Source organism: Pseudonocardia alni (assembly GCF_002813375.1).
GTDB lineage: Bacteria > Actinomycetota > Actinomycetes > Mycobacteriales > Pseudonocardiaceae > Pseudonocardia > Pseudonocardia alni.
Window position 1 is genome coordinate 1,069,422 of sequence record NZ_PHUJ01000003.1, and the last position, 19,191, is coordinate 1,088,612.

The following is a 19,191-nucleotide window of genomic DNA, read 5'->3' on the forward strand; positions in this document are numbered from 1 at the left end:
TCAGCCGAGCCCGAGCTCGTCGTTGAGCAGGGCGAACATGTCGTCGTCGGAGGCGTCGTCGAGGGTGTCGTCCCCGGCGCCGTCGCCGTCGGGGTCCGACGGCCGGTCCTCGGTGTGCAGCCCGGCCCACTTGGTCCGCAGCACCTCGATCCGGCCCGCGACCCGGCGGTGCTCCCCCTCGTCGTCGACGTGCAGGCCCGCGAGGGCCCGCTCCAGGCCGTCGAGCGCGGCGAGGACGGCGTCGGCGCCCGCGGGCTCGGCGACGACGAGCCTGCTCCGCAGATGCCGCACGACCTCGGCCGGGGTCGGGAAGTCGAACAGCAGGGTTGCGGGCAGCCGCAGCCCGGTGGCTGCGTTGAGCCGGTTCCGGTACTCGACCGCGGTGAGCGAGTCGAACCCCAGTTCCTGGAACTGCTGACGGACCCCCACCGCGGTGGCGTCGGTGTGCCCGAGCACCTCGGCGGCCCCGCCCCGCACGAGCGCGAGCAGGATCTCGTCCTGCTCGGCCGCACCGAGCCCGGCGAGCCGGCGGACGAGCGCGTCGGCGTCCGGTGCGGTGCCCGCGGCGGCGGTCCGCCGCGGCGTGGTCCGGACCAGGCCCCGCAGCAGCGCCGGGACCTCGTCGAGCGCGCGCAGCGCGGCCAGGTCGAGGCGGACCGGCAGGACCAGCGCCCGGCCGGTGGAGCCGGCCGCGAGCAGCGTGTCGAACAGCTCGAGGCCCTGCTCGGCGGGCAACGGCGGCATCCCGGAGCGGGCCAGGCGCTGTGCCTCGGCCTCGCCCAGGGTTCCGGTCATGCCGCTGCCCTGCTCCCACGGCCCCCAGGCCATGGACAGCCCCGCGAGCCCGTCGGCGCGGCGGCTCGCCGCCAGCGCGTCGAGGTAGGCGTTGCCGGCCGCGTAGTTGGCCTGCCCGGCGCCGCCGAGCACGCCCGCGACCGAGGAGAACAGCACGAACGCGTCGAGGTCCAGGTCCCGGGTCGCCTCGTGCAGGTGCCACGCGGCGTCGGCCTTGGGCCGCAGCACGGTGTCGAGCCGGGCCGCGTCGAGGGAGCCGAGCACGCCGTCGTCGAGCACACCGGCGGTGTGCACGACGCCCCGCAGCGGACGCTCCCGCCCGGCCTCGGCGACCAGCGCCGCCACGGCGTCGCGGTCGGCGACGTCGCAGGCCACCACCCGGACCCGGGCGCCGAGCGCCTCGAGGTCGGCGACGAGCTCCGCCGCGCCCGGTGCGGACGGTCCGCGGCGGCCGGCGAGGACCAGGTCGCGCACACCGCGTCGGGTGACGAGGTGCCGGGCGACCAGGCTGCCGAGCCCGCCGGTCCCGCCGGTGACGAGCACGGTGCCGTCGGTCCGCAGGGCCGGGCGCGCGTCGGTGCCGTCGCCGCCGCCGGCGGCGCCGTCGGGCTGCTCGGGCGTCGCGCCGAGGCGGGCCAGGCGCGGGGCGCGCAGGGCGCCGTCGCGCACCGCCAGCTCGGGCTCGGTGGCGAGCGCGGTCAGCGCCGCGGCCAACCCGGAGAAATCCGTGCCGGCTGCGTCCGGGTCGAGGTCGAGCAGCCCGAAGGTGCCCGGGTTCTCGTGGGACGCCGACCGGACCAGACCACGGACCGCGGCGGCCGGCAGGTCGCCGACACCGCCGTCGTCCACCGCGACGGCGCCACGGGTGACGACCACCAGCCGGGCCGTCGCGAGCTCCTCGGTGGCGAGCCACCGCTGGAGCTGCTCCAGGACCCGGACGGTGCAGGCGCGCACCTCCTCGGGCCGCCCGGCGACGCCCGGCTCGGCCGCGACCGGGAACAGCACCACGTCCGGCACCGGGTCCGTGGCCGACACGAGCGTGGCCAGGTCGTCGACCTGCACGGCGTCCGGCACCACCCCAGCCAGCCCGAACGGGTCGGCCCCGAGGACGGCGACCACGGGAGCGGCCCCCTCCGCGGCGTCGACGACCGTCCAGTCCAGCCCGAACAGCGCGTCACGGTCGGTCCGGGCGGCACGCAGCTGCTCGGCGCCGACCTGCCGGGTGTGCAGGGCCTCGACGGTCACGACCGGCGCACCGGCCCCGTCGACGGCCCGCACCGACAGGACACCGTCCGCGCTCGGCGCGATCCGCACCCGCAGGGCTGCGGCTCCGCCGGCCATCAGCGACACCCCGGACCAGGAGAAGGGCAACGCCCCGCCGCCGGTGCCGTCGGAAGCGAGTGCCGCCAGCAGCGACACGTGCAGTGCCGCGTCGAGCAGGGCCGGATGCAGGCCGAACCCGTCGGTGCCACCGGCGCCGTCGGGGAGCTCGACCTCGGCGAAGAGCTCCTCGCCACGGCGCCAGGCTGCGCGCAGGCCGCGGAACACCGGGCCGTAGACGAAACCGGCGTCGGCGAAGGTGTCGTAGCAGCCCTCCGTGTCGATCTCGACGGCGTCCGGCGGCGGCCACACCGCCGCGTCCGCCCCGAGGGGGGCGGCGGGACCGGCCGGCGCCAGCGCACCGGCCGCGTGCCGGGTCCAGGCGTCCTCGCCCGCGCCCTCCGGCCGGGAGTGGATGCCGATGGCCCGGTTCCCGTCGGGGTCCGGCGCGTCGACGGTCACCTGCAGCTGCAGGGCCCCCTGCTCGGGCAGGGCCAGCGGGGCGGCCAGGGTCAGCTCCTCGACCCGGTCGCATCCGACCTGGTCACCGGCCCGGATCGCCATGTCGAGCAGCGCCGTGCCGGGGACCAGTACGTGCCCCAACACCGTGTGGTCGACCAGCCACGGGTGCGAGCCGCGGGACAGCCGTCCGGTGAACACCACTCCCCCGCCGGACGCGAGCTCCACGGCGGCGCCGAGCAGCGGGTGCTCGGGCGCGCCGAGCCCGGCCGCGCGGACGTCGCCGTCCGCGGTCCGGGCCGCCGGCCAGAACCACTGGTGCTGGAACGCGTACGTCGGGAGGTCGACACGGGCCGGCCGGGTCCCGGTGAACAGGTCGTCCCAGCCGCCGGTGCGTCCGGCAGCGTGCAGCTGCGCCCGCGCGGTGAGCGCGGTCGTCTCCTCGTCGCGGTCGCGGCGCAGCAGGGGCACCGTGACGGCGCCCTCCGGGACGGTCTGTGCGGCCAGTGCCGACAGGACCCCGTCCGGTCCGATCTCCAGGTAGGCGGTGACGCCCGCGGCGTCCAGCGACGCGAGACCGTCGGCGAAGCGGACGGTCTCGCGGACGTGACGCACCCAGTACTCCGGATCGCACAGCTGACCCGGCCGCGCGAGCGCACCGGTCAGGTTCGACACCACAGGCACCACCGGCTCGGCATAGGTCAGCCGCTCGGCGACCGCCCGGAACCCCTCGAGCATCGGGTCCATCAGCGGCGAGTGGAACGCGTGCGACACCTGCAGCCTGGTGGTCCGCCTGCCCTGCTCGGCGAGTCGGGTCCCGACGGCCAGCACGGCGTCCTCGGTGCCGGACACCACCACCGAGGCCGGCCCGTTCACCGCCGCGATCGCGACGTCACCGGTGAGCAGCGGGGTGACCTCGTCCGCCCTCGCCTGCACCGCGATCATCGCGCCGCCGGTCGGGAGCGCCTGCATCAGACGGGCCCGCGCCGCCACGAGGCGGGCCGCGTCGGCCAGCGAGAACACCCCGGCCACGTGCGCCGCGGCGATCTCGCCGATCGAGTGCCCGGCCACCAGGTCCGGCCGCACACCCCACGACTCCACGAGCCGGTGCGCCGCGACCTCGACCGCGAAGAGCGCGGGCTGGGTCCAGCCGGTCTCGTCCAGGCGACCGGACTCCCGGTTGTCGGCGGCCCACATCACCTCGCGCAGCGTGCCGCCGTCCGCCGGCTCCAGCTCGGCGTCCAGCGCGGCGACGACCGCGTCGAACGCCTCGGCGAACACCGGGAACCGCGCGTACAGCTCGCGGCCCATGCCGGGTCGCTGCGAGCCCTGCCCGGAGAACAGCAGGGCCGTGCGGCCGCCGTCGCTCTCCCCGGTGACCGCCGCCGGGTCGGGGCGGCCGCCGGCGACCGCGTCGAGCGCGGCGAGCGGGTCGGTGCCGGTCCCGGCCAGGACGACGGCGCGGTGGGCGAACTCCGACCGGGTGGTCGCGAGTGCGTGGGCCACGTCGATCCGGCGCGGGCCGGGCTGCTCGGTGAGCGCGTCGCGCAGCCGTGCCGCCTGGGCGCGCAGTGCCTCCGGCGTGCGGCCGGACAGCACCCACGGCACCAGGCCGGGTTCGGGCGCGGCAGGCTCGCCGGGCTCGGCGACGGCGACGGGCTGCTCCAGCACGACGTGGGCGTTGGTGCCGCTGATGCCGAACGACGACACACCCGCCCGGCGCACCCGTCCGGTCTCCGGCCACACCGTCGGCTCGGTCAGCAGCGCGACCGTGCCGTCGGACCAGTCCACGTGCGAGGACGGCGCGTCCACGTGCAACGTGCGCGGCAGCACCCCGTGCCGCATCGCCAGCACCATCTTGATCACACCCGCCACACCGGCCGCGGCCTGCGTGTGACCCAGGTTCGACTTCACCGAGCCCAGCAGCAGCGGCCGCTCGGTGTCCCGGTCCCGCCCGTAGGTCGCGATCAACGCCTGCGCCTCGATCGGGTCACCCAGCGTGGTCCCGGTGCCGTGCGCCTCCACGACGTCCACGTCACCCGCACCCAGGCCGGCGTTCGCCAGCGCCCGGCGGATCACCCGCTGCTGCGACGGACCGTTCGGCGCCGTGAGCCCGTTCGAGGCGCCGTCCTGGTTGACCGCCGACCCGCGCAGCACCGCCAGGATCTCGTGACCGTTGCGCAGTGCGTCGGACCGCCGCTCCAGGACGAGCATCCCGACACCCTCCGACCAGCCGACGCCGTCGGCGGCGTCGGAGAACGCCTTGCAGCGCCCGTCCGGGGACAGGCCCCGCTGCCGGGAGAACTCGACGAACGTGCCCGGCGTCGACATCACCGTCACGCCGCCCGCGAGGGCCAGCGTGCACTCCCCCGCCCGCAGCGCCTGCGCGGCCAGGTGCATCCCCACCAGCGACGACGAGCACGCCGTGTCGACCGTGACCGCAGGACCCTCCAGGCCCAGGGTGTAGGACACCCGGCCCGAGGCGACGCTCGGCGAGCTGCCCTGGCCCTGGAGCCCCTCGAACTCCCGGCCGCCCAGGATCGAGCCGTAGTCGCTGTACATGACCCCGGCGAACACACCGGTCGCGCTGCCACGCAGCGAGACCGGGTCGATCCCGGCCCGCTCGACCGCCTCCCAGCTCGTCTCCAGCAGCAGCCGCTGCTGGGCGTCGGTGGCCGTCGCCTCACGGGGGCTCATCCCGAAGAACCCGGCGTCGAACCCACCGGCGTCGTGCAGGAACCCACCGTGGCGGGTGGAGGAGGTGCCGATGTGGTCGGGGTCCGGGTCGTAGACCGACCCGAGGTCCCAGTTCCGGTTGGTGGGGAACCCGGAGACGGCGTCGACACCGTCGTCGAGCAGCCGCCACAGGTCCTCCGGCGAGGACACCCCGCCGGGGAACCGGCACGCCATCCCGACGACGACGACCGGGTCGTCGGCGACCGCGGCCGGGGCCGCGACGGGGGCCGGCACGACTCCGTCGGCGCCGAACAGCTCCTCGTGCAGGTGCTCGGCGAGCGCGGTGGCGGTCGGGTGGTCGAACACCAGGGTCGCGGTGAGCCGCAGGCCGGTGGCCGTGCTCAGCCGGTTCCGGAGCTCGACCGCGGTGAGCGAGTCGAACCCGAGGTCGCGCAGCGGTGCCCGCTCGTCGACCACGGCCGGGTCCGCGTGCCCCAGGACCATCGCGATCCGGGCGCGGACCAGGTCGAGGAGCTCCCGGTGGCGCGCGTCGGGCCCGAGGGCCACGAGCCGGTCCACCAGGCCGTCGACGGTCGCCGCGCCGCCGGCCGCGGCACGGCGGGTGCGGGTCCGGACCAGGCCCCTCAGGATCGCGGGCACCGCGCCGGACTCCGACAGGGTCGCGGTGTCCAGCCGCACCGGGGCGACGAGCGAGGGACCGTCGGCGGTGCCGCTCACGGCCAGGGCCGCGTCGAACAGCGACAGGCCGTCCTGCGCCGACAGCGGCGGCATCCCGGAACGGGCCAGGCGCGCGGCCTCGGCGTCGTCGAGGGTGCCGGTCATACCGCTGCCCTGCTCCCACGGCCCCCAGGCCAACGAGACACCGGGCAGACCCGCGGCACGGCGGTGCGCCGCGAGGGCGTCGAGGAAGGCGTTGCCCGCGGCGTAGTTGGCCTGCCCGGCGCTGCCGAGCACCCCCGCCACCGACGAGAACACGACGAACGCGTCGAGGTCCAGGTGCCGGGTCGCCTCGTGCAGGTGCCAGGCCGCGTCGGCCTTCGGCGCCAGTACCGTGCCGAGCCGCTCGGCGGTGAGCGAGGCGAGCACACCGTCGTCGAGGACGCCCGCGGTGTGCACGACCGCGGTCAGCGGCCGGTCCGCGCCGGCGTCGGCGACGAGAGCGGTGACCGCGGCGGGGTCGGTCACGTCGCAGGCCCGCACGGACACCGTGGCGCCGCGGGCGGTGAGCTCGTCGACCAGCACGGCGCTGCCGGGGGCGTCGGCCCCGCGGCGGCTCGCGAGCACCAGGTGCCGGACCCCGTGGACCTCGACGAGGTGGCGCGCGAGCTGCGCGCCGAGGCCGCCGGTCCCACCGGTGACCAGCACCGTGCCGTCCGGATTCCAGACGGCCGGGTCGCCCCCGGCGGGCAGCCGGGTGAGGCGGGGGGCACGGATCTCCGCGCCGGAGAGCGTCAGCGCAGGCTCGTCGGAGCCGAGAGCCGAGGCGAGGGCGTCCGCGTCGACGGTGCCGTCACCGCCGAGATCGACGTGGCCGACGGCGCCGGGGTGCTCGGTCTGCGCCGACCGCACCAGCCCGGCGACGGCGGCGGCCGCGAGGTCGCTGCCGTCGGTCGCACCCCGGGTCACGACGACCAGCCGGGACCCGGCGAGTGCGTCGTGCCGGAGCCATTCCTGCAGCGTCCCCAGGACCTCGGCGGTGGTCCGGTGGGTACCGGTCACCGGGTCGCCGGCGCCGTCCACACCGAGGACGACCACCTCCGGGACCTCGTCGCGCGCGGCGATCACGGCGACGTCGGTGCCGGTGCCGACGGGCACACCCGCGTCCGCGAGCGGGCCGGCGAGACCGAGGGGGTCCTCGCCGAGCACCGCGACCGTGCGCGGTGCCCCGGTGGCCGCGACGGGCTGCCGGGTGACCTCGAACAGCGCGTCACCGACGCCGTGGGTCGCCGCGTCGGCGGCGACGGCCCGGGTGACCAGCGAGTCCACGGTGACGACCGGTGCCCCGGCCGGGTCGCTCGCCCGCACCGACATCGCGTCGGCGCCGGACGGGGCGAGCCGCACCCGCAGCGCCGTGGCCCCGGAGCGGTGCAGGGACACGCCCTGCCAGGAGAAGGGCAGCGCCGCCGTCCCGCCGTCGCCGAGCCCGGTGAGCAGGGAGGTGTGCAGCGCCGCGTCGAGCAGGGCCGGGTGCAGGCCGAACGCGTCGGCGGTGCCTGCCGTCTCCTCGGGCAGCGCGACCTCGGCGAACAGCTCCTCACCGCGCCGCCACGCCGCGCGCAGGCCGCGGAACACCGGGCCGTAGCCGAATCCGGCGTCGGCGAAGGCGTCGTAGCAGCCCTGCACCTCCACCTGCTCGGCCCCGGCGGGCGGCCACTCGGTCGGCACCGCCGCAGCGGTGGGGCTCCCGGCGGCGCTGAGCACGCCGGTCGCGTGCGGGGTCCAGGTCCCGTCGTCGTCGGCGCGGGACCAGATGCCGACGGTGCGGCGACCGGCCTCGTCGGGTGCCTCGACGGCGACCTGGACCTGCACCGACCCGGAGGTGGGCAGGACCAGCGGGGCGCCGAGGGTGAGCTCGTCGACCCGGTCGCAGCCGGCCTCGTCGCCGGCGCGGACGGCCATCTCCAGCAGCGCGGTGCCCGGCACGACGGCCCGGCCGGCGACGGTGTGGTCGGCCAGCCACGGGTGGGTGCGCAGCGACAGCCGTCCGGTGAACAGGCATCCGTCGTCGGCGGCCAGGCCGACGGCGGCGCCGAGCAGCGGGTGTCCGGCCGCGCCGAGCCCGACCGCCCTCAGGTCGGCCGTCCCGCCGAGCGGCCCGGCGGGCCAGTACCGCTCCCGCTGGAAGGCGTAGGTGGGCAGCTCGACCCGGCGTCCGCCGGTGAGCAGCGCCGGCCAGTCGACGTCCGTGCCCGCGGTGTGCAGCCGGGCCAGCGCGGCGAGCGCCGCGCCGGGCTCGGGGCGGTCCTTGCGCAGCAGCGGGACGACGACGCCGTCGGCCGTCTGGCTGCTGACCAGCGCGGACAGCACGCCGTCCGGTCCGAGCTCCAGGAAGGTGCCGACGCCGGCGCCCTGCAGGGCGGTGACGCCGTCGGCGAAGCGGACGGTCTCGCGGACGTGGCGCACCCAGTACCCGGGGTCGCACAGCTCCCCCGGCCCGGCGAGCGCGCCGGTCACGTTCGACACCACCGGGATCGACGGTTCGCGGTAGGTGATCCCGGCGGCGACGGCCCCGAACTCGGAGAGCATCGGGTCCATCAGGGGCGAGTGGAACGCGTGCGACACCCGCAGCGCGGTGGCCCGGTGCCCGTCGGCGGTGAACCGGGCGGCCACCTCGCGGACGGCGTGCTCGTCACCGGAGACGACGACCGACTCCGGGCCGTTGACCGCCGCGATCGACAGCCGGTCGGTGACGTACGGGGCCACGTCGTCCTCGGTCGCGCGGACGGCGACCATCGCGCCGCCCGCCGGGAGCGCCTGCATCAGCGAGGCGCGCGCCGCGACCAGCCGCGCGGCGTCGGCCAGGGAGAACACCCCGGCCACGTGGGCCGCGGCGATCTCGCCGATCGAGTGCCCGGCCAGGACGTCGGGGGTGATCCCCCACGACTCCACCAGCCGGAACAGGGCGACCTCGACCGCGAACAGCGCCGGCTGCGCCGCCCCGGTCTCGTCCAGCGGTCCCGCGTCCGAACCCCACACGACAGGGCGCAGGTCCGAGCCCAGCTCGGCATCCAGCGCGGCCATGACCGCGTCGAACGCCTCGGCGAACACCGGGAACCGGTCGTGGAGCTCACGGCCCATGCCGGGCCGCTGCGACCCCTGACCGGAGAACAGCACCGCGGTACGGCCGCCCCGGACGGCCCCGGTGACGACCGCCGGGTCCGGGAGGTCCGTGGCGAGCGCGGTCAGCCCGCGCAGTGCCTCGTCGCGGTCGGCGGCCAGGACGGCGGCGCGGTGGTCGAACAGGGTGCGGCCGGTCGCCAGGGACAGACCGACGTCGGCGGGCCGTAGTCCGGGGCGCCGTTCCAGCGCCTCGGCCAGCTTCCCGGCCTGCCCGGCCAGTGCCTCGGGCGTGCGGCCGGACAGCACCCAGGGCACGGCCCGGTCGTGGTCGGTGTCGTCGGGGGTCGCGACCGGCCCGGATGCCTCCGTGGCCGGCTGCTCCAGGATCACGTGGGCGTTGGTGCCGCTGATCCCGAACGACGACACCGCCGCCCGGCGGGCCCGCCCGGTCTCCGGCCACGCCCTCTGCTCGGTGAGCAGCGCGACGGTGCCGTCGGACCAGTCGACGTGCGACGAGGGGACGCCCGCGTGCAGCGTCGCCGGCAGGATGCCGTGTCGCATCGCCTGGACCATCTTGATCACACCCGCCACACCGGCCGCGGCCTGCGTGTGCCCGATGTTGGACTTCACCGACCCGAGCAGCAGCGGCCGCTCGGTGTCCCGATCCCGCCCGTAGGTCGCGATCAACGCCTGCGCCTCGATCGGGTCACCCAGGGTGGTGCCGGTGCCGTGCGCCTCGACGACGTCGACGTCGCCGGTGGACAGCCCACCGCTGGCCAGTGCCTGGCGGATCACGCGCTGCTGCGACGGGCCGTTGGGCGCGGTGAGACCGTTGGACGCACCGTCCTGGTTGACCGCCGACCCGCGCACCACGGCCAGGATCTCGTGACCGTTCCGGAGCGCGTCGGACCGGCGCTCCAGCACGAGCATGCCGGCGCCCTCGGCCCAACCGACCCCGTCGGCGGCGTCGGAGAACGCCTTGCAGCGCCCGTCCGGGGACAGGCCCCGCTGGCGCGCGAAGTCCACGAACACGCCGGGGGTCGACATGACGGTGACGCCGCCGGCGAGGGCGAGCGTGCACTCCCCCGAGCGCAGGGCCTGCATCGCCCAGTGCATCGCGACCAGCGACGACGAGCAGGCGGTGTCGACGGTGACCGCCGGTCCCTCCAGCCCGAGGGTGTAGGACACCCGGCCCGAGGCGACGCTCGGGGAACTGCCGCTGCCCTGGAAGCCCTCGTACTCGGGCCCGGCGAGCACCGTGCCGTAGTCGCTGTACATGACGCCGGCGAACACACCGGTCGCGCTGCCGCGCAGCGAGACCGGGTCGATCCCGGCCCGCTCGACCGCCTCCCAGCTCGTCTCCAGCAGCAGCCGCTGCTGCGCGTCGGTCGCGGTGGCCTCCCGCGGGCTCATCCCGAAGAACCCGGCATCGAACTCGGCGGCGTCGTGCAGGAAGCCACCCTCGCGGGTGTAGGAGGTGCCGAGGTGGTCGGCGTCGGGGTGGTAGAGGTTCTCCAGGTCCCAGCCTCGGTCGGTGGGGAATCCGGTGATCGCGTCGCCGCCCGAGGTGACCAGGGTCCACAGGTCGTCCGGGGTGGCGACACCGCCGGGGTAGCGCGACGCCATGCCGACGATGACGATCGGGTCGTCGGCGACCGCGGCGGTCCGCACCGGGGCGGCCGGGAGGTCGTCGTCGGTGCCGAACAGGTCGTCGGCGATCACGTCGACCAGCAGGTCGACGGTCGGGTGGTCGAAGACCATCGTGGCGGGCAGTCGCAGCCCGGTGACGGTGTTGAGCCGGTTGCGCAGCTCCACCGAGGTGAGCGAGTCGAAGCCGAGGTCGCGGAACGCGCGCCCGGCGTCGACGTCGGCGGCGCCCGCGTGGCCCAGGACCAGCGCGACCTGGCCGCGGACGAGGTCGAGGAGCACCTCGCGCCGCTCCTCGGGGGTGAGCGGGGCCAGACGGTCACGCAGCCCCGAGGCGGCGGCCGAGCCGGCGACCGCGGCGCGGCGGGAGCGGCCCCGGACCAGCGCCCGCAGGACCGCGGGCACCTCCCCGTGGGCACGCAGCGCGGCCGGGTCGAGACGCATCGGCGCGAGCGCCGGTTCGCCGGTGGCCAGGGCGGCGTCGAACAGGGCGAGTCCGTGCTCGACGGTCAGCGCCGGGACCCCGGAGCGCGCGAGGCGCGCCGCCTCGGCCTCGGTCAGCTCTCCCGCCATGCCCTGCTCCCAGGGGCCCCAGGCCAGGGCGGTGCCGGGGAGCCCCTCGGTGCGGCGCCGCAGCGCCAGGGCGTCGAGGAACGCGTTGCCGGCGGCGTAGTTCGCCTGTCCCGGGTTGCCGAGTACTCCGGCGACCGAGGAGAACATCACGAACGCCGCGAGGTCGCGGTCGCGGGTCGCCGCGTGGAGGTGCCAGGCGGCGTCGACCTTCGGGCGGAGCACCGCGGCGAGCCGCTCGGGGGTCAGCGTCGCGACCAGACCGTCGTCGAGCACGCCCGCGGCGTGGATCACCGCGTGCACCGGGTGGTCGTCGAGGAGCGCGGTGACGGCGTCGCGGTCGGACACGTCGCAGGCGACGACGGTGGCGCGTGCCCCGGCGTCGGCCAGGTCGGCGACGAGGTCGGCGGCGCCCTCGGCGTCCGGGCCGCGGCGGCTGACCAGCAGCAGCTCACGCACGTCGTGCGCGGCCACCAGGTGGTGGGCGAGCACGGCGCCGAGACCACCGGTCCCGCCGGTCACCAGGACGGTGCCGGCGCCGAGGGCGGCGGCCGTGGTGTCGTCGGCGGGTGTCCGGCGGGCCAGGCGGGCCGCCCGCAGCTCCCCGCCGTGGGTCCGCAGCTGCGGCTCGTCGCCGCCCAGCGCCGCGGCCGGCAGCGTGGCCGCGGCGTGCGGGTCGAGGTCGAGCAGGCCGAACGCGCCGGGGTTCTCCGACTGCGCCGACCGGACCAGTCCCCACACCGCGGCCGCCGCCGGGTCGTGCCCGGTGGTCGCACCGCGGGTGACGACCAGGAACCGGGTCCCGGCGAAGCGCTCCTGCTCCAGGCGGGCGCGGACCAGGCCGAGCACCCGGGCGGTGAGCGTGTGGGCCGCCGCGGCGGCGTCCTCGCCACCGGGGTCCGCGGGCGCGGCGACGGGCAGCAGCACCGGGCCGGCGGGCGTTCCGGACGGCAGGTCGTCGTGGTGCTCGACGGTCGCGCCGAGCTCGGCCAGTGCGCCGGTCAGGTCGAACGGGTCGTCCCCGACCAGGATGGCCGTGGTGGCGTCGGGGAGCGGTCCGGCATCGGGGACGGGGGTCCAGTCGAGGCCGAACAGGGCGTCCCGGACACCGGGGGCGACGTCGTCGGGAGTACCGACCGGCCGCATCTCCAGCGCCCGGACCTCGGCGACGGGTGCGCCGCCGGTGTCGGTCGCGGAGACGGTGAGGGTGCCGTCGGGGTCGCGGCGCAGCCGGGTCCGCAGTGCGGACGCGCCGGCGGCGGCCAGCGAGACACCGCTCCAGGCGAACGGGACGCCCGCGGCGGTGGTGCCGGCCGTGTCCCCGCCCCGGTCCTCGACCAGCCATGCCGACTGCAGGGCGGCGTCGAGCAGGGCGGGGTGCAGGCCGTAGGTGGTGGCGGTCCCGTCGGCGGGCTCGGGGAGCACGAGCTCGGCGAACACCTCGCCGTCGCGCCGCCAGGCGGCCCGCAGGCCCTGGAAGGCCGGGCCGTAGTCGAAGCCCTCGGTCGCGCGGGCCGGGTAGAAGCCGTCCAGGTCGACCGGTTCGGCGCCGGTGGGCGGCCAGACCCCGTCGAGCGGGTCCGGGACCGGCGGGAGAGCGGCGACCAGCGTGCCGGTGGCGTGCAGGGTCCACCCGGTGTCGGGTTCCGGGTCGTCGTCGGTGCCGTACGGCCGGGCGTGGACGGTGACCGGCCTGCGGCCGGTGGCGTCGGCGGCGCCGAGCCGGACCTGGGTCCGGACGGCGTCGTGGTCGGGCAGCACCAGTGGTGCGGTGAGCGTCAGCTCCTCCACGTGGTCGCAGCCGACCTCCTCGCCGGCCCGCAGGACGAGCTCGACGAACGCGGTGCCCGGCAGCAGCACCCGGCCGCCGACGGCGTGGTCGGCCAGCCACGGCTGGGTGCGGATCGAGATCCGCCCGGTGAGCACGAGGCCCTCGCCGTCGGCGAGCGCGACGACTCTGCCGGCCAGCGGGTGCCCGGTCGCACCGGTACCGGCCGGTGCGCCGGTCGCTCCGGACGGCCAGAAGTGCCGGTGCTGGAAGGCGTAGGTCGGCAGGTCGACGTGGTCCGGCCCGGCCGGGAGCAGGGCGGTCCAGTCGACGGGGACGCCCGTGGTGTGCAGCGTGGCGAGCGCGGTGAGGGCGGTGCGCTCCTCGTCGCGGTCGCGGCGCAGCACCGGGACCGTCACGGTCGTGTCCTCGGGCAGGGACTCGCGGGCCATCGCCGAGAGCACCCCGTCCGGGCCGAGCTCCAGCAACGTGGTCGCACCGGCCCCGGCCAGCGCCCGCACCCCGTCGCCGAAGCGGACGGCCTCGCGGACGTGCCGCACCCAGTACCCCGGGTCGCACAGCTGACCCGGCCCCGCCAGCGCACCGGTCACGTTCGACACCACCGGCACGACCGGCTCGGTGTAGGTGAGCTGCTCGGCGACGGCTCGGAACTCCTCGAGCATCGGGTCCATCAGCGGCGAGTGGAACGCGTGCGAGACCCGCAGCGTGGTGACCGAGCGGCCCTGCGCGCGCAGCTGCTCCGCGACGGCCAGGACGGCGTCTCGTGCCCCGGACAGCACGAGCGAGGCGGGTCCGTTGACCGCGGCGACCGCCACGTCGTCGGTCAGGTGCGGGCGCACCTGCTCCTCGGTCGCACGGACGGCGACCATCGCGCCCCCGGTCGGCAACGCCTGCATCAGCGACGCCCGCGCCGCGACCAGGCGCGCCGCGTCGCCCAGCGAGAACACCCCGGCCACGTGCGCCGCCGCGATCTCACCGATCGAGTGCCCCGCCACCAGGTCCGCACGCACACCCCAGGACTCCACCAGCCGGTGCAGCGCGACCTCGACCGCGAACAGCGCGGGCTGGGCCGTGCCGGTCTCGTCCAGCGCCGCGGCGTCGGTGCCCCACACCAGGGCCCGCAGGTCACCGCCGAGCTCGGCGTCCAGCACCGCGACGACGGCGTCGAACGCCTCGGCGAACACCGGGAACCGCCCGTACAGCTCCCGGCCCATCCCGAGCCGCTGCGAACCCTGCCCGGAGAACACCACCGCGGTGCGGCCGGGCCGGGCGGTCCCGGTCACGACGGCCGGGTCGGGGGTGTCCGCGGCGAGCGCGGCCAGCGCGCGCAGGGCGTCGTCGCGGTCTCCGGCCAGGACGGCGGCCCGGTGGGCGAACCGCGACCGGCTGCTCGCCAGTGCCGACGCGACGTCGGCCGGGACGAGGCCGGGCCGGTCCTGCAGGTGCGCGCGCAACCGGTCGGCCTGCCCGCGCAGCGCCTCGGGGGTCCTGCCGGACAGCACCAGCGGCGCCAGGCCGTCCCGGGCGGGTGCCGGGGCGACCGCGTCGGCGGGTTCCACCGGCGACGGCTGCTCCAGCACGACGTGGGCGTTGGTGCCGCTGATGCCGAACGAGGAGATCCCGGCGCGGCGGGCACGCCCGGTCTCCGGCCACGGCGTCTGCTCGGTGAGCAGCTCGACCGCCCCGGCGTCCCAGTCGACGTGCGAGGAGGGCTCGGTGACCCCGAGGGTGCGGGGCAGCACCCCGTGCTGCATCGCCATGATCATCTTGATCACACCGGCGACACCGGCGGCGGCCTGGGTGTGGCCCATGTTGGACTTGACCGAGCCGAGCAGCAGCGGCCGGTCGCGGTCCTGTCCGTAGGTCGCGAGCAGGGCCTGGGCCTCGATCGGGTCGCCCAGGGTGGTGCCGGTGCCGTGCGCCTCGACGGCGTCGACGTCGGCGGTGGACAGCCCACCGGAGGCCAGCGCCTGCCGGATGACCCGCTGCTGGGACGGCCCGTTGGGCGCGGTGAGCCCGTTGGAGGCGCCGTCCTGGTTGACCGCCGAGCCGCGGACCACGGCGAGGATGCGGTGGCCGTGGCGGAGCGCGTCGGACTGCCGCTCCAGCAGGAGCATGCCGACGCCCTCGGACCAGCCGACGCCGTCGGCGGACTCGGAGAACGGCTTGGATCGCCCGTCGGGGGCGAGACCGCGCTGCCGGGAGAACTCGACGAAGGTCTCGGGGCCCGCCATGACGGTGACACCGCCGGCGAGCGCCCGGTCGCACTCCCCGCCGCGCAGCGCCTGCGCGGCGAGGTGCAGGGCGACCAGCGACGACGAGCACGCCGTGTCCACCGTCATCGCCGGACCCTCGAAGCCGAACGAGTAGGAGATGCGGCCCGAGGCCACCGACAGCGCGCTGCCCTGACCCTGGAAGCCCTCGAACTCGTCGCCGTCCAGACGGGTGCCGTAGCCGGAGTACATGACGCCGGCGAACACACCGGTCCGGCTGTCCCGCAGGCTGTGCGGGTCCAGCCCGGCGCGCTCGATCGCCTCCCACGACGACTCCAGCAGCAGCCGCTGCTGGGCGTCGGTCGCCATCGCCTCGCGCGGGCTCATCCCGAAGAAGTCCGCGTCGAAGCCGGCGGCGTCGTCGAGGAACCCGCCGGAGCGGGCGTAGGAGGTGCCGCGGTGCGCGGGATCGTCGTCGAACAGGTCGTCGAGGTCCCAGCCGCGGTCGGTCGGGAACCCGGCGATCACGTCGGTGCCCTCGTCGAGGACCCGCCACAGGTCCTCGGGCGAGCCGATCCCGCCGGGGAATCGGCAGCTCATCCCCACGACGACGACGGGGTCGTCGGCCGTGGTGATCCCGGCGATGTCGGCGCCGGTCCCGGAGTCGCCGTCGGCGTCCGGGCCGAGGAGCCCGACGAGCAGGTGCTCGGCGAGCGCGACGACGGTCGGGTAGTCGAAGATCGCGGTGGCGGGCAGCCGCAGACCGGTGGCGGCGCCGAGCTTGTTGCGCAGCTCGACGGCGGTCAGCGAGTCGAAGCCGAGGTCGCGGAAGGCCAGCTCGGGGTCGATGCGGTCACCGCCCGCGTGCCCGAGCACGGTCGCGGCCTCACCGCGGACCAGGTCGAGCAGGGCGGCGCGCCGCTCGGCGCGGCCGAGGGCACCGAGCCGCCCGGCCAGGCCGCCGGCGTCGGCCGCCGTGGTCGTCGCGGCGCGGCGGGCGGGGGCGCGGACGAGCCCGCGCAGCAGCGGCGGGACGGTCCCGCGACGGTGCAGCGTCGCCAGGTCGAGCCGCACCGGGACGAGCGCGGGACGCCCCGTGGCGAGGGCGGCGTCGAACAGGGCGAGGCCCTGCCCTGCGGCGAGCAGCGGCATCCCGGACTCGGCGGCCCGGCGGACGTCGCGCTCGTCGAGACCGGCGGTCATGCCGGCCTCCTGGCCCCACGCGCCCCAGGCCAGGGACACGCCGGGCAGGCCGGCGGCGGCGCGGTGCGCGGCCAGGGCGTCGAGGAACGCGTTGCCGGCGGCATAGTTCGCCTGCCCGGCACCGCCGAACACCCCGGCCACCGAGGAGAACAGCACGAACGCGTCCAGATCCAGGTGCTCGGTCGCGCGGTGCAGGTTCCACGCACCGTCCACCTTCGGCGCCAGCACCCGCGCCAGACGCCCGGGCGTGAGCGAGGCCAGCACCCCGTCGTCCAGCACACCGGCGGTGTGCACGACGGCACGCAGCGGGTGCGCACCCGACACACCGGCCACCAACGCGGCGACCGCATCGGCGTCGGTGACGTCACACGCCGCCACCGCTACCTCCGCACCCAGCTCACCGAGCTCGGACACCAGCTCCGCAGCACCCGGCGCGTCCGCACCGGACCGGCTGGTCAGCAGCAGATGCCGCACTCCGTGGGTCGCGACCAGGTGACGGGCGAGCAGCCCGCCCAGGCCACCGGTGCCGCCGGTGACCAGGACGGTGCCCTCGGTGGTCCACGGCCGCGGGAGGGTCAGGACGATCTTGCCGATGTGCTGGGCGGCGCTCATGAAGCGGAACGCGGCGGGGGCGTCGCGGACGCCCCAGGTACGGACCGGCAGCGGGTCCAGCACGCCGGCCGCGAAGAGGTCCATCAGCTCGGCGAACATGGCGCCGATGGCCTCGGGCTCGACCCAGGCGAGATCGAAGGCCTGGTAGGAGACGCCGGCCGGCGCGGAGCCCGCGTCGCGGATGTCGGTCTTGCCCATCTCCAGGAATCGGCCGCCGTCGCCGAGCAGCCCCATCGAGGCGTCGACGAACTCCCCGGCCAGCGAGTTGAGGACGACGTCGAGGTCCGTCCCGGCGAAGGTCTCGGCGAACTCCAGGGTCCGCGAGGAGGCGATGTGGTCCTCGGCGACGCCCAGGCTGCGCAGCACGTGCTGCTTGGGCTCCGACGCCGTCGCGTACACCTCGGCACCGAGGTGCCGGGCGATCTGGACCGCGGCCATGCCGACGCCACCGGCACCGGCGTGGACGAGCACCCTCTCCCCCGCCGTCAGGTTCCCGAGCTCGCGCAGGGCGTGCCAGGCGGTGAGGAAGACCAGCGGGACCGACGCGGCGGTCTCCCAGTCCCAGCCGTCCGGGATCCGGGTGAGGCGGCGGGCGTCGTCGACGGCCACCGAGGAGAAGCTGCCCGAGATCATGCCCAGGACGCGGTCGCCCGGGGCGAGCCCGGTGACGTCCGGGCCGGTCGCGAGGACCACCCCCGCCGCCTCGTGGCCGTAGCGGCCGGCGTCGCCGGGGTACATGTCGAGGGACTTGAGCACGTCGCGGAAGTTCAGGCCCGCGGCGCGGATCGCGACCCGCACCTGGTGACCGGTGAGCGGGGCACCCGCCTCCGGGTGGGGCACGAGGGCGAGGCCGTCGATGCTGCCCGGGGTGGTGCTGTCGAGGCACCAGGCGTCCACCGCCGGCACGACGAGACCGCAGCCGGTCTGCGCCCGGGTCAGGCGCCCGGCGAGCAGGGCACCGTCGCGCACCGCGATCTGCGGCTCACCGGTGTGCAGCGCGGCGAGCAGCAGCGGACCGTCGTCCGCGGCGCCGGCGGTCGCCGGATCGAGGTCGACGAGCACGATGCCGTCGGGGAACTCGGACCGGGCGGAGCGGACGAGGCCGTGCACCGCGGCGGCGGCGACGTCGGTGGGTGCGGTCCCCCCGGCGGCGACGGCGCCCCGGGTGACGACGGCGAGCCGCCCGGAACCGGTCCCGGCGGTCCACTGCTGCAGCAGGTCGAGGACGGCGGCGGTCAGGGTGTGGGCGGCGGTCGCCGTGTCGGCGCCTTCACCGTCCACGGTGACGACCACCGTGTCCCCGAGCTCCTCGATCGCCGTGGCGGGGCCGGTGTGGACGGTCGCGTCGGCGCCCGCGGCGGACAGGCCCGCGGCGACCTCGGCGGCTGCGCTGTCCCCGTGGTCGTCCCCGACGCCGATGCCGACGACGGCGACCGTCGCGGGCGCCGGGGTGCCGGCCGGGGCGTCGTCGACCGGGGTCCAGTCGAGCGCGAACAGTGCGTCGCCGGCGCCGGTGGGTGCGAGCTGTGCGTCGGCGACCGGGCGGACGGCGAGGGTGTCGACGGTCGCGACCGGGAGGCCCGCCGGGTCGGCGGCGGCGATCGCGATGCCGCCGCCGGTGCGGGTCAGCCGCACGCGCAGCGCGACGGCGCCGGTGGCGTGCAGGGTGACCCCGTCCCAGGAGAACGGGAGGCCTGCGGTGCCGTCGTCGTCGAGCATCCCGGCGTGCAGGGCGGCGTCGAGCAGGGCGGGGTGCAGCCCGAAGCGGGCCGCGTCGTCGGTGGCCTGCCCGGGCAGTGCGACCTCGGCGTAGACGGTGTCGCCGTCCTGCCAGGCGCCGGTCAGTCCCTGGAACACCGGGCCGTAACCGAACCCGGCCTCGGCGAACCGCTCGTAGCAACCCCGGAGCGGCAGCTCGCGCGCACCGGTGGGCGGCCAGGTCGTGGCGTCGAAGCCGGTCGGCTCCGGTGCGGCCGTGGTCAGGGTGCCGGCGGCGTGTTGGGTCCAGGGTGCGTCGCCGGCGTCGTCGGGCCGGGCGTGCACGGTGACGGTGCGGCGGCCGTCGTCGTCGGCGACGCCGACCCGGACCTGGGTCCGCACGGCACC

The 19,191-nt window shown here is 76.7% G+C and carries 1 protein-coding gene (cut by a window edge); it reads right to left on the minus strand.

Annotated features, from left to right (window positions below):
* Positions 1-19,191, minus strand: partial view of a type I polyketide synthase gene (locus ATL51_RS29290; protein WP_100877975.1) — the 3' portion only. Its footprint extends 13,446 nt past the window's final position; only the last 19,191 of its 32,637 coding nucleotides appear in the window; the start codon falls outside the window, past its right edge; the stop codon is at positions 1-3.